Annotated in this window: 13 protein-coding genes; 5 read left to right on the plus strand and 8 right to left on the minus strand. The window is 58.2% G+C overall.

From position 1 onward, the window contains the following. Nucleotides 1-280: 280 nt before the first annotated feature. A complete protein-coding gene (locus FFS64_RS12520) occupies nt 281-517 on the plus strand; it encodes a hypothetical protein (protein WP_137805645.1) in 237 nt (78 codons plus the stop codon). A gap of 58 nt (nt 518-575) precedes the next feature. On the opposite strand, the gene FFS64_RS12525 is transcribed toward FFS64_RS12520, so the two are convergent. Both FFS64_RS12525 and FFS64_RS12530 read right to left on the minus strand, forming a co-directional pair. Further along, complete coding sequence (locus FFS64_RS12525; protein ID WP_256660446.1) at nt 576-1,964, minus strand: MBL fold metallo-hydrolase RNA specificity domain-containing protein; 1,389 nt, start codon at nt 1,962-1,964, stop codon at nt 576-578. Between the two features lie 97 nt (nt 1,965-2,061). After that, nucleotides 2,062-2,982 (minus strand): universal stress protein, encoded by a 921-nt coding sequence (locus FFS64_RS12530; protein WP_137805647.1) that lies wholly within the window; start codon nt 2,980-2,982, stop codon nt 2,062-2,064. Between the two features lie 574 nt (nt 2,983-3,556). Between FFS64_RS12530 and FFS64_RS12540 the strand changes: the two genes are divergently transcribed. Continuing rightward, complete coding sequence (locus FFS64_RS12540; RefSeq protein ID WP_137805648.1) at nt 3,557-3,982, plus strand: potassium channel family protein; 426 nt, start codon at nt 3,557-3,559, stop codon at nt 3,980-3,982. 50 nt (nt 3,983-4,032) lie between these two features. On the opposite strand, the gene FFS64_RS12545 is transcribed toward FFS64_RS12540, so the two are convergent. Then, entirely contained in the window at nt 4,033-4,917 is an 885-nt protein-coding gene (locus tag FFS64_RS12545; RefSeq protein WP_137805649.1) for a universal stress protein, read from the minus strand. A gap of 401 nt (nt 4,918-5,318) precedes the next feature. On the opposite strand from FFS64_RS12545, the gene fnr reads away from it, so the two are divergent. Both fnr and FFS64_RS12560 read left to right on the plus strand, forming a co-directional pair. Beyond that, complete coding sequence (gene fnr / locus FFS64_RS12555; protein WP_372242172.1) at nt 5,319-6,077, plus strand: fumarate/nitrate reduction transcriptional regulator Fnr; 759 nt, start codon at nt 5,319-5,321, stop codon at nt 6,075-6,077. Between the two features lie 23 nt (nt 6,078-6,100). Continuing rightward, a complete protein-coding gene (locus FFS64_RS12560) occupies nt 6,101-7,084 on the plus strand; it encodes a zinc-dependent alcohol dehydrogenase family protein (protein WP_137805652.1) in 984 nt (327 codons plus the stop codon). Here the strand turns inward: FFS64_RS12560 and FFS64_RS12565 are convergent. After that, nucleotides 7,074-7,988: a universal stress protein gene (locus tag FFS64_RS12565; protein WP_137805653.1), complete on the minus strand. Its 915-nt coding sequence runs from the start codon at nt 7,986-7,988 to the stop codon at nt 7,074-7,076. The two genes, FFS64_RS12560 and FFS64_RS12565, sit on opposite strands and share 11 nt — an antisense overlap. A gap of 223 nt (nt 7,989-8,211) precedes the next feature. On the opposite strand from FFS64_RS12565, the gene FFS64_RS12570 reads away from it, so the two are divergent. Then, nucleotides 8,212-8,775, plus strand: a complete 564-nt coding sequence (locus FFS64_RS12570; RefSeq protein WP_137805654.1) for a GNAT family N-acetyltransferase — start codon at nt 8,212-8,214, stop codon at nt 8,773-8,775. 54 nt (nt 8,776-8,829) lie between these two features. Here FFS64_RS12570 and FFS64_RS12575 read toward each other — a convergent pair whose 3' ends face one another. The 4 genes from FFS64_RS12575 to FFS64_RS12590 all read right to left on the minus strand — a co-directional run bounded on the left by FFS64_RS12575 (nt 8,830) and on the right by FFS64_RS12590 (nt 12,494). Next, complete coding sequence (locus FFS64_RS12575) at nt 8,830-9,753, minus strand: universal stress protein (protein WP_137805655.1); 924 nt, start codon at nt 9,751-9,753, stop codon at nt 8,830-8,832. Nucleotides 9,754-9,853: 100 nt separating this feature from the next. Beyond that, a complete protein-coding gene (locus tag FFS64_RS12580) occupies nt 9,854-11,092 on the minus strand; it encodes a DUF4010 domain-containing protein (RefSeq protein ID WP_137805656.1) in 1,239 nt (412 codons plus the stop codon). A gap of 45 nt (nt 11,093-11,137) precedes the next feature. After that, the gene (locus FFS64_RS12585; RefSeq protein ID WP_137805657.1) at nt 11,138-11,380 is read right to left on the minus strand and encodes a hypothetical protein; all 243 of its coding nucleotides are present in this window, start codon (nt 11,378-11,380) and stop codon (nt 11,138-11,140) included. Nucleotides 11,381-11,420: 40 nt separating this feature from the next. Next, on the minus strand, nt 11,421-12,494 hold the full coding sequence (locus tag FFS64_RS12590; RefSeq protein WP_137805658.1) for an NAD(P)-dependent alcohol dehydrogenase: 1,074 nt from the start codon (nt 12,492-12,494) through the stop codon (nt 11,421-11,423). Nucleotides 12,495-12,521 lie beyond the last annotated feature (27 nt).

Consider the following 12,521-nt stretch of genomic DNA (forward strand, 5'->3'; position numbering starts at 1 on the left):
CCCCCCCCCCCCTTCAATGCCGACCTTTTTTCAGCGCGACGGGCGACTGTCGACACATGATTGCGCATTGACCCAGGTCAATCCGCACCGCTCGAAATCGAGTCCAAATAAACCTTGTCATCCCGGCGTATAGCGAAAAAAAGGAAAAAGCCGGGCACGCCAGTGAGCGCATCCGGAATCGGGATGAGCAGTACCAGGCCAGGATATGTTCAATGCCCAATTTTGCAGAATGCCAGAAGACCGGATAGACACTTCTGTGCTTTCAGAGGGAAAAAAAATAATGGAGAACATCGACACGCAAACAACCGAACAGCCCAACCATCGGCCAACGATCAACGCTTGCGCCGAGCTGTTCTTCGAGGCCGACCGGTTGAACGAGCGAGCCTACGCCATGTTGCGCGAGCCTGTTTCAACGCTGTCCATTCATGAGTTTTCCGAAGCGAAAAAGCGCGCGGAAGAAAAGTACCAACAAGCCTGGCAGCAGTGGTTATGCACCCAGGATACGAAGGATCGATAATCACTCGATGGCTGGCCGATCAGCCCCCGTCTCGACACTGGCCGGGGGCTGCTTTTTTTCAGCGTAGCGAGTTTTCAGGGGCGTTGATTGGGGTGAGGTCGACGCTATCGCGATACTCCGGCACCGAAACCGACCACCCAAGCTCCAGGCTGATACGACGGCGCAGCACATCCGATGCGTTTGGCTCGCCATGCACCACAAATGTGTGTTTGGGTGCTCGCTTGAACCCACGCAACCACTGCATGATTTCATCGGCGTCAGCATGCGCCGACAGGGTTTGCATCGGCACCACCTCAGCGTTTATCGGCACGTCCCTGCCATGGATGCGAACGGATGGACTGCCGGCAATAATTTGTGCCCCACGGGTGCCACCGGCCTGAAAACCCGGCATCAGCAGCGTATTGACGGGATTGGGGGCCAGCGCCTTGAGGTGATGGACCACCCGCCCTCCAGTCGCCATGCCGCTGGCGGCGATAATCACCGCCGGTGTGCGTTGCTGATCGAGTGCTCTGGAGTCCTGTACGGTTCGCACGAATTGCGCCACATGGCACATACCTTCGCAGTCCTCCAGGGACAATCTGTGCTCGCTGCGAAATCGCTGATACAGACACGTGACATCAGTGGCCATCGGGCTGTTCAGGTAGATGGGAATATCGGGAATCGCTCCTTTTCGTTTCAACTGATACAGGTGATGCATCAACAGCTGGGCACGTCCCACCGCGAACGACGGCACCAGCGTAATGCCTCGGCGCAACGCGGTACGGGTGATGACCTCAGCCAATTGCTCCTGTGGCGACTCGACTGGATGTTTACGGTCACCGTAAGTCGACTCCACCAGCAGGTAGTCCGCCTGCTCGACGGTTTCCGGAGCGAACATCAAAGGATCGTCAGGCCGCCCCAGATCCCCGGAAAACACCAGGTCCATGCCATTGGCGCTCACTTGCACCGTTGCCGCACCCAGGATATGCCCGGCGCATCGAAACTCGATGGCCATGTCCGGGACAATATTAACCTTGTGGTGCAACTGCACTGGCCGCAACAGTTTCAGGGCTTGCTCGGCATCTTGCTCGGTGTAAAGCGGCAGCGCCGGGCTATGTTTTGAAAAGCCATGCCGGTTGGCGAACTCAGCCTCTTCTTCCTGCAACCGGCCACTGTCCAGCAGCAGGATTTTCACCAGCTCACAGGTCGCCGGCGTGGCATAAACCGGGCCGCGATAACCATTGCGCACCAGTACGGGCAGATAGCCGCTGTGATCAAGATGGGCATGGGTCAGCACAATCGCATCCAGGTCGCTGACCGGAAGCTGGAACGGGTCGCGGTTGTGCAATCGCAGTTGCTTGTAGCCCTGGAACAGACCGCAATCGATCAGCACATGTTGGTCACGATGCTCCAGCAAGTACTTGCTGCCCGTGACCGTGCCCGCGGCACCCAGAAATGTGATTCGCATGGCCGTTTCCTTGATCATTCAGGGGAGCGCTATTGATTGCGCCTTTTGGCGCAAGGCCAGTTGATTTTTATCAACTGCAAGCTCGACAGTGTCCCTTTCAATCAGGTGGAGGCGAAGGTTTTACGATCATCAAACTGCACGGTGCCCGGTTCAACACACTCTCGACGGTACTGCCGATAAACCCGTTTTTCCCATCGGGATACCTCGTCCCCAACACCACCATGTCAAAGGCATTTTGTTGAGCAAAAAGGCCGATAACCTTATGGGGGGTGCCGGCCAGTGAATGTCGGCATGAAGCCTGGATGCAATAGCGTTCAGCAAGTACATCGAAGGCTTCTTGCTGGGCATCCTCAATCGCGTCCCTCAAACTGTTGGCCAGACTGCCTGTCGGCACGCTTCTGGACGCATCGTTCATCACTGACCAACGACTGACATTGAGCAGGTGCAGCGCGGCACCGCAACTGGCCGCCAGCGTGGAAGCAAGGTCGAGTATTCGGTCATTCACCCCCTGAGTCAGTTCTTCCAAATGGGACAGATCGATCGTCGCGAGAATTTTCAACGGCTTGGGGTGCGCGGCGCTGGTCACCAGGTGCAAATGCGCCGGACATTTGTGCAGCAAATGCCAGTCCAGGGGGCGATGAAAGGCCCGGTCGAGTGCCGGCACGTAATGAGTGTCCTTGATCACCAGATCCGGATGAAAGTCATTCACGTACTCAAGCACGTGCGTCACGCTCGATCGGGCCCAGACCACTTCAGTAGTCACCTGCAGGCCGATGCAACGTTTAAAGCGGGCTTGCTGTTCCAGCCAGTGCCGATGCACCTGTAAATACCCCTCCCGCGCCTGGGCCATTGCATCATGGTCAAGCAGACCCGCCACCGCCAGAGCCGGGACATAATCGAACGCGACAATATGCAAAAACGCACCGGTTGCACAGGCCAGTGCATACGCACGTTCAAACGCCGGAGTAAGGGTCATTTCGCCAGGGGCTATCAATAAAATGCGTTTGAGTTTGAGCATCACGTGCCTCTCCCTGAAACGGTTACCTGGAGTCCTGTCGGGGGCTTTCTGCAACGGACAAGCACCTGTCCATGATTTCCCCTTGGCGTAATCGCCGCTGGAAACGCTGTTGTTCAAGTATCTGGCGCTCACCGGTGGGCGCACTGATTTTTATCAACTAAATCAGTGGCAGTACGACCCATTTGCGTGTTCATAGGGACATTGTTGATTTACCTCAACGACTTTCCTGTGCCCAGGCGTAGAAAAATACTGACCGGCAATCACCGTTCGCCCTACCCGTCGGATTTCAAAGGGGACTTCATCATGAGCGACTTGAACCTGCGCACTATCTGGTCAATACCACGACACAGAGCCACGTCCAGCCAGGGACGTCGACCTGGGTAGTCGTGCCTTGATCGATGAAGCCTATGGGCGGGCCAAGGTTTGGCTCGAAAGTCGTCGGGCCGATCTGGACGCCGAGGCACATCTTTTGCTTGGAAAAGAACCCCTGACAGCCGAAGATTTTCCAGCGCTCATACTTATGCAGCGCGACCCCGATTCATCGTAAACACCCCTTGGAAGATGGAGTATGGCCATGCTGGCAGTCACGCTGATCAATACGCTGGTAGTCATCATCGCCGTAGTGATCCATTACGAATGTCTGTTACGCCTGAACGATTGGCTGCCCCGACTCAAACTATGGAGCCGCTTCAGAATTGTCGTCGGGGTATTCGGTGCCCTACTGGCCCACGCGATAGAAGTCTGGTGCTTCGCAGTGGTTTATTACCTGATGGTGCACGCCGGCAAATGGGGCGGCCTGACGGGCAACTTCGACGGTACGCTGATGGACTGCGTTTACTTTTCCTTCACGACCTACACGACGATCGGCTTCGGCGATATTTCACCGGTGGGCAACCTCAAATATTTGACCGGCCTGCAAGCCCTGACCGGGCTGGTATTGATCACGTGGACCGCATCTTTTCTGTTTCTTGAAATGCAGAAGTACTGGAAGCGCAAGTAAGCCTTTTTGCGCTCACGTAGGACTTAACTGTCACCAAGCCGCGACAGGCTCTAGACCGCTAGAACGCAGCAAGGCACCTGATAGAGGATGTGCTCGGTCGTACTGCCCAGGAGCTTGCCCATTCCATGGGACTGGACTTTTCCCATCACGATGACATCCACTTGATGTTCATTGGCAAACTCACTCAATACCCTGACCGGATGACCCTCGATGAGATGTCGACGATCGGAGGGCACGCCGTACCGACCGGCCAGCCTCAGGAAAGATTTTTCCAGATCCCTGCGAAGCGATTGGGTGAGTTCAGCGAGTGTGAGCCCCCCAAAGTCCGCCAGATAAGCGGCTGAGATATCACAGGCATACAGCAGATGCAGTTCGGCGTTGCATTGCATGGCAAGGCCGCGTGCCTGTTTGATGATCAGGTCGTTCAATTCGTTGTCGGCTGGCTCTATCTCCGATACTTCGACCGCTGCCACCACCTTGCGTGGCAGCACGAAGCTGCTGCCGCCCACCAGATAGACTGGTATCGGGCAGTGGCGCAGCAAGTACCAGTCAAGCGCGGTGAGAAAAGCCCGCTTGAGTGTTGACTCATGCTGGATCTGCTTGATCAACAGGTCGGGCTGCATGTCCGTGACATGATCGATGATGTCTTGTTTCATATCTTCGGCCCAGGTCACCTCCGTGGTCACCTCGATCCCTCTGTCACGCAGATTATCAGCCTGCCCCTGAAGCCAGTCGCGATGGTCCAGCAGGTAGTGCTTGCTAACCTGCTCGCGGGCGCCTTCTTCAAGCATCGAAAGGCCTTTGATCGGGGGAATCAACGCCGCAATATGCAAACTCGCGCCACTGGCCCTGGCCAGCGCTGCTGCATGGTTGATTGCTTGGGAGTGGCGCAGGGCCGGGTTAATCATCAGTAACAACCGTTGATACTGGCTCATGACTGGCCTCCAGTCAGGTGACTGTTCAATGCCGCCGCCCCGCCGGGCTCAGCGGCCCGCTCCTGGCGTCCATTTCCGGATTAGTACTTCGGGCATGTCCTGTCCATGCTCGATGAGGTAGAGCGTGTGTGTTTCCATGGTCGACCGATAACCCGAGCGCGCGGCCGGCAGCTGATCGTGCAACCGGATTTCACCGATCAATGTGAGTTGATTGTGTGAGTCTGGAAGCGTTGGAACTTGATTTACCTCAAGTTTCAACGCAGCGACTACCGAGCTATTCAAATCCCTTCAGATACTGATCCGGAACGGACCCAAGTGAGGATCCACTCGTCGAATCCCTCAGTTTATGAAGCGCTCACCCCCGTCGATAGTGATCGAGAAACTATGCTTTATTAGCTGATATGGAGGGCTTCCATGTGAATGAAACGCGATCGTATCGCGACCAGCATCTCAAAACTGCCTGTTCCAGTTGCAGCGTGCTGGAGTTGTGCTTGCCGCTAGGCTTGACCAGTGTCGAAATCGAGCGCCTGGACACGCTGATCATGCAACGGCTCAAGGTCAAAAAAGGCTCGGCACTCTACCGCGCAGGCGACCCATTGCGATCGCTTTATGCCGTCCGGCTGGGTTCATTCAAGACCAGCGTGCTTTCGATCGATGGTCGCGAGCAAGTGACCGGGTTCCAGATTTCGGGTGAAATGCTCGGCCTGGACGCCATCAGCACGGATCAACACACCTGCGATGCGGTTGCCCTGGAGGACAGCGAGGTCTGCCCCATCCATTTTGCTCATCTGGAAAAACTGGCCCGAGAGCTGCCTTCACTGCAGCACAACCTGAACAAAATCCTCAGCCGGGAAATCGTTCGCGATCACGACATGCTGATGATGCTGGGCAACATGAACTCGGATGAACGCCTGGCCGCTTTCTTGCTGAATATGTCGCAACGCTTGAACTCCCGCGGTTATTCGTCCCGCAACTTCGTGCTGAAAATGCGTCGGGAGGAAATAGGCTCTTACCTGGGCCTGCGCCTCGAAACCATCTGTCGGGGCATCGCGCACCTGCGTGACCAAGGTTTGGTGGAAATAACCGGTCGCGACGTCAACATTCAAAACATGGATGGGCTCAAGCAACTGATCGTGGGCTGCCATCGTCACCTGAGGTGACACCTGCCGTCTGGAGTGTCTTCATGCGTGCCATGGTCCTGCATCGCCCCGGCCAGCCGTTACAAATGGAAGAGCGTGCCATTCCCACGCCTGGCTCACAGCAACTGTTGATCAAAGTCCTGGCCTGCGGCGTGTGCCGTACCGATCTGCACCTGGTGGATGGCGAGTTGCCCCAAGCGCGGCTGCCACGGGTGCCGGGGCATGAAATTGTCGGCGAAGTCTCAGCCGTCGGTGCCGACGTCGCGTCCGAATGGATGGGTCGCCGAGTGGGCGTGCCCTGGCTGGGTTGGACCTGTGGCCACTGCGTGTTCTGCCGCTCGGGCCGAGAGAACCTCTGCGATAAAGCCCGGTTCACCGGTTGCCATCTGGACGGGGGTTATGCCGAGTACACGGTAGCCGACGCACGTTTCTGCTTTCCGATCCCCGAGGCACTGTCCGACACCCAGGCCGCTCCGCTGCTGTGTGCCGGGCTGATCGGTTTTCGGGCCCTGCAAATGGCCAAGGGCGCCCACCATCTGGGCCTCTATGGGTTTGGCGCGGCGGCACATTTGGCCATCCAGGTCGCCCGTGGACGCAAACAGAAGGTGTATGCCTTCACCCGTCCAGACGACAGCGAGGGCCAGGCTTATGCCCGATCGCTGGGCGCCGAATGGGCCGGGCCTTCGGATCAGCCTCCGCCGCACCTGCTCGACGCCAGTCTGATTTTCGCTCCGGTCGGGGCGCTGGTGCCGCTGGCACTGGCTGTCACCGTCAAGGGTGGCTGCGTGATTTGCGCCGGCATTCACATGAGTGACATTCCAGCCTTTCCCTATCAACTCTTGTGGGGCGAGCGCAGCGTTCGATCGGTGGCTAACCTGACCCGCGACGATGCCACAGCGTTTTTCGAGGAGTTGCAGCACACGCCTATACACTGCGACGTCACCCGCTTTGCCCTCGACGATGCCAATCAGGCGCTGGAACGGCTGCGGACCGGGCAGTTCAACGGCGCAATCGTACTCATTCCCTGACACGCTGCCTCACCGCCAGAATGCTCCCTGGCACCGTATACAGTGCGCGCTCCGTATTGCTGCCGATCAGCCGGTCGATCCCCATTCGATGCACAGCACCCATGACCACCACATCGGCCAAATACTCCTCGACGAACCCACTGATCACCGGTACCGGCAGCCCCATAACGAAATGGCGTCGTTCAGGTGGCACGCCGTAGCGCTCCGCCAGTGTAATAAACGCCTCATGCAAGGATTGACGCAGCTCCTCGATAAAGTCCACGCCCCAACCGCCCCCAGCCAGTGGCGCATCGCTGTTGAAGATAGGCGACAAGTCATAGGCGTACAGCAGGTGTAACGGTGCATCGCATTGCAGCGCCAAGGCGTTGGCAGTCTGGATGATGGTGTCGTTCAAACCACTGATCTGTGTCGACGGATCGAACGGATCCACTGCCGCCACGATCCGGTGTGGCAAGCTGTAACGGACCTCGTTGACCAAGTGCATGGGAATTGGGCATTCACGCAACAAGTGACAATCCAGCGGGGTAATGAACACTCGCTTCAGCGCGGGTTCAAGGGTTACATCCTTGATCAGCAGGTCGGGTTTCAGATCTTCGACCGTCTTCAAAATGTCCAGCAACGGATGGGTGGTGAAGACAGCTTTGACCGTGACCTCCAACCCCAGGTCGCAGAGCCGATCAAGCTCTTCGGCCTCCCAGCGGCGGTAACGACGCAAATAGCGCTGCTGTTCTACATCGTCAACTTTTTCATCCCACAAATGCACCACAGGCGCCGGTTCGACAAAAGCCCGTACATCAAGAAATGCGCCGGCAGTCTTGGCCAGCGCGACGGCACGCTGCACGGCGGGAGACTGCTGCAGGCTTTGATCGACGATCAGCAGCAACCGTTGATATTGACTACTCATCACACACCTCCGTTCGGACCCCGGTCATCACTTGCCGGCATGCGTCAACACTGCGCCCTGATACCCCGTGCGGGTTGATTTACATCAAACACGCGCGAATTGACGCCCCTGACACCAGTGTCTGATCCAGATCAAACTCCAGCGCGCACAGCGGTGTAGAAAGGGCTTAAACGCTTTTTTTTGCCGCCCGCCTACCTTCAAAACCGCACTGGAGGAAAACCCCATGCTCACCGTCAAAGACCACAATGATCGGGCCGCGGCCGCCTACGCCGCCGTCGACGGCCAATACTGGGTCGAAGCGCTCAGGGACGGCCGCCACGTGCTGATCCGGCCCCTGGCGGAAAAGGATCGCGACCGTGAATATGCCTTCATCAAACGACTGTCTCCCGAATCCCGGCACATGCGTTTTCTCGCACAGATCAATGAGCCCGGTACGGCGATGCTCAACCAATTGATGGACACCGACAATAAACAGCGCGTGGCCTACATCGCCCTGGTCCACGACAATGGTCGACTGATCGAGATCGGCATCAGTCGCTACGCAGCCACCGGCGCACATGAATGCGAGTGCGCGGTCACGGTTGCCGATGAATGGACGCATCTGGGCCTGGGCACACTGCTGATGGAGCATTTGATCAAGGCCGCCCGCCACAACGGTTATCGCCAGATGTATTCCGTGGACGCGGCCAGCAATACCCCCATGCGCGACCTGGCCAAGGCATTGGGTTTCGAAACGCACAACGATCCCGACGACTCCCGCCAGGTCATCCATCGCCTCTACCTGTAAACCATCGTCCCCGCGATGTTCCGGCCAACGGTCCATCGCGGGGCGATCCAGCCCTCAGGATTGCAGCATTCGTCCCGGTTTGATCGCCAGCACACTGCATGGCGCCCGATGCAAGAGTTGCTCAGCCGTGGTCCCTAGAAGCTTTTTCAAACCCTTGTGCTGCACAGTCCCCATGACGATAACATCGGTATTGTGGTCCGAGACGAACTCACAAATGCGCGGCACAGGTGCCCCCTCGTAAAAGTGACGACGCTCCGCAGGCACGCCATGGCGTTCAGCGATGGCCGCAAACGCGTCATGCTGAGCCGTCCCCAACATTTCATAGAGGCCGGTGGCCAGCGGTAAGGCGGCAAAGCCCATGTCCTGAGCGTATACAACCGTCCAGTCATACACATGCAGCAGTTCAAGGCTGGCCTCACAGACAGCCGCCAGTTTCGCCGCGGCGTCGATAATCTGGTCATTGAACACAGGGGCCTGATCTTCATCACGCGACAAATCGATGATGGCCAGTATGTTACGCGGACGGGGGTTCAGAGGCGTGGTCACCAGATGCACCGGCACCGGACAATCACGCAGCAGCTGCCAATCCAGCGGCGTGAAAAACACCCGTTTCAACGCCGATTCTTCCTGGGCGTCCTTGATGATCAGCGTCAGCGGCATCTCGTTGATGAAGTGCAGGATCTCGGCATAAGGATCCTGTACCCATACCACCTCGCTGGTGACCTCGACGCCATGCTTGCTTATCAAGCCGGCCTGTTCCGCGAGCCATTGCCGATGGGTTTGCAGATAGCCGTCCCGAGCCCGGTCGAACTGTTCCGGGGCGAACAGTCCGGCTACCGCCAGGGCCTGTGAATAGTCGAACGCCACGATGTGCAATGGCAAATGCATCGCCAGCGCCAAGGCCGCGGCACGGTCGAACGCCGGGGTACGGGTCATGGCGGAGGGAGCGATCAAGAGTAAGCGTTGAGTCTGCGACATGGGGTACCTCGGCACGCGCCATTTCAATCCAGTAGAGCTACAGATTGATTGCTCACTGTTCTGACCACTTGATTTTTGTCAGTTACCCGCGCGATGTCTGTCAGGACACCCCCATGCCCGCCCACATCGCCAGCGTCATCAACACCTGGCCCGGAATCACGTAGGCGGCGAACCGTCGTCCACCGCTGACCCACGCCACCACGCACTTGCTGATGGAGTTGCTGCTGATTGCAATCAGCACGGGGCCGACAATGGCATCGAACGGCAACTGACCGGATTTGGCCAACGTGGCAATCGACGCCGTCGAGGCATGCACATCCGCAAGACCGGCGAACGTGGCCGTCAACATGACCCCCACCTGGCCGAAATGGCTGAGCATCATGGACGAAACAAAGGTGATTGCGGTCATGGCCAACGTGACGATCAGGGCCAGTTTGAGGTTGAACGCACCACCGACCTTAATTGGCTGGTTGGCGCCGGTCGCCTGCCTGGGGAACATTAGACACACGCCATATAGCGCTGCCGCGACGGCGCCGGCTATCAGAGCCCCCCACATGTGGCGCAACAAGCCAGCGTCAACCGCCCCCAGGATCATCCCCACCTGAATGATGGTGGCCATGTTCGACAGGATCGCGGCCGCGCTCAGGACCTTCATGTTGTCGAGCTGCCGTGCGACGAGATGGCCCATGACGGCGATCGTCACAGTACTGGAGGCAAACCCGGAGGCAATCGCGCTGATGGCATAACCATAACGGGGACCGAGGGTACGAACAGCAATATGCCCAATCGCCCCCACTGCCATCAGCAACACCGTCAGGGTGCAAATGGTGCGCAAATTGATGCCACCGTAGGGACCAATAAAGCGGTCCGGCGCCAGGGGAAGCACGACCAGCGCGGCAGTCAACAGGATCAGGCCGTCACCCAGCTCGGCATCGGTCAATTGACTGCGGGCGAAGTAGTGCAGCTTCTGTCGATAGGCCAGCAGCCCCGCGATCGCTACGCCGATGGCAATCGCCAACGCAGGCCTCGAGCCACACAGCCCTCCCAGCACCAAGACACTGAGCAACGCCACTTCACTGGTCACACCGGGGTCATCGCCCAGGCTCCGCCAGTACGCTACGGTGACCAGCACCCCCAGGATGATCGCGACGATGCTGATCAGCAGGTTGCCACCGAGCTGCATCGCCACATAACCCAACAATGCCGTGATCGCGTACGTCCGCAAACCGGCACAAGCACGGGTCTCCTCCTGTCCCTTGTGTCGTTCGCGTTCAAGGCCGATGAGCATGCCAATCCCCAGCGCAGCCGCTGCACCCGCCATCCCGAAGGTTTCGTTCATTGGGCTGTCATCCGCCTGAACCTCGTCCGGTGCCGACCCAACGCGTTACTCCACGAGGTCGGCGCGAACCTCTTCGCCCTTGGGGCTGGCCGTTCGAGGAGCGGACATCGGTCTGGCAAAGGCTGCCGAACCAAAGGGTATGGGCCAGGCATGCGGTGCATCGATTCGTGCCTTGAGCTGACCAACGAAAGCCTGTGCCTGGCCCAGGCTATTGAAATTCACTTCCAAAGCATCCATGCGCACGACCCAACAATGGCTTGTTGGTTTCTCCGTGATATCAATGATCATAGATACCTCCGTTCGACATCGAGATTCGCCCCGCCTACCGTCACGGCGTAATGGCGACCTTCATTACACCGTCCCGTTGGTGAGCAAACAACTCATAAGCCGCCTCGATATCATCAAGTTTGAAACGGTGAGTCACCAGCGGCGACAGGTCCACACCACCGCCCTGCACCACCGCCATCAAGCGACGCATGCGCTCTTTTCCACCGGGGCACAGTGTGGTGACGATGCTGTAGTCACCCAACCCTGCGGCAAAGGCGTCGAGGGGAATATGCAGATCGCTGGAGTAAACGCCGAGGCTGGACAGTCGACCACCCGGACGCAGTACCCGCAGTGCGGATTCGAATGTCCCCTGGGTTCCCAGTGCCTCGATGGACACATCGACACCCCGACCGTCGGTGAGGGCCATGATCTGCTCGACCACGTTACCGTCCTTGAAGTTGACGACATGGGTCGCGCCCAATTGTCGCGCGACGTCCATCCGCTCAGCCACGGCATCGACGCCAATAATCGTCGTCGCGCCTTTAAGTCGTGCACCCGCCACCGCACAGAGGCCTATTGGCCCAAGGGCAAACACGGCAACCGTATCGCCAATGGTCACTTCGCCGCGCTCTGCCCCGGAAAACCCGGTGGACATGATGTCAGGGCACATCAACACCTGCTCGTCACTGAGCCCGTCGGGAATCGGGCACAAATTGGCAATGGCATCCGGTACCAGCACGTACTCGGCCTGGCAGCCGTCGATTATGTTGCCAAACTTCCAGCCCCCGATGGCACGGAAACCATGACGGGTGTCCGGACCGTCCTGTGAGCCGCAACCACACAGGCAGGCATAACTCTGTCCGCTGGGCGTGATAGCACCGGCAATCACCCGCTGGCCTTCGACAAAACCTCGCACCTGCGAACCCAGCCGCTCAATGATGCCCACCGGCTCGTGGCCCACGGTCAGGCCTTTGGCCACTGGATATTCACCGCGCAGGATGTGCACGTCGGTGCCACAAATGGTCGTGGTGGTGATACGGATCAATGCATCCAGCGGTCCGACTTCAGGGATGGGCTTGTCTTCCAGCACGATCCGGTTTCGTTCGACGAACACAGCCGCTTTCATGGTTGCCATTGTGTTCCCTCTTTTGTCTTGCGTAAG

This window comes from Pseudomonas sp. G(2018), assembly GCF_005502415.1.
GTDB lineage: Bacteria > Pseudomonadota > Gammaproteobacteria > Pseudomonadales > Pseudomonadaceae > Aquipseudomonas.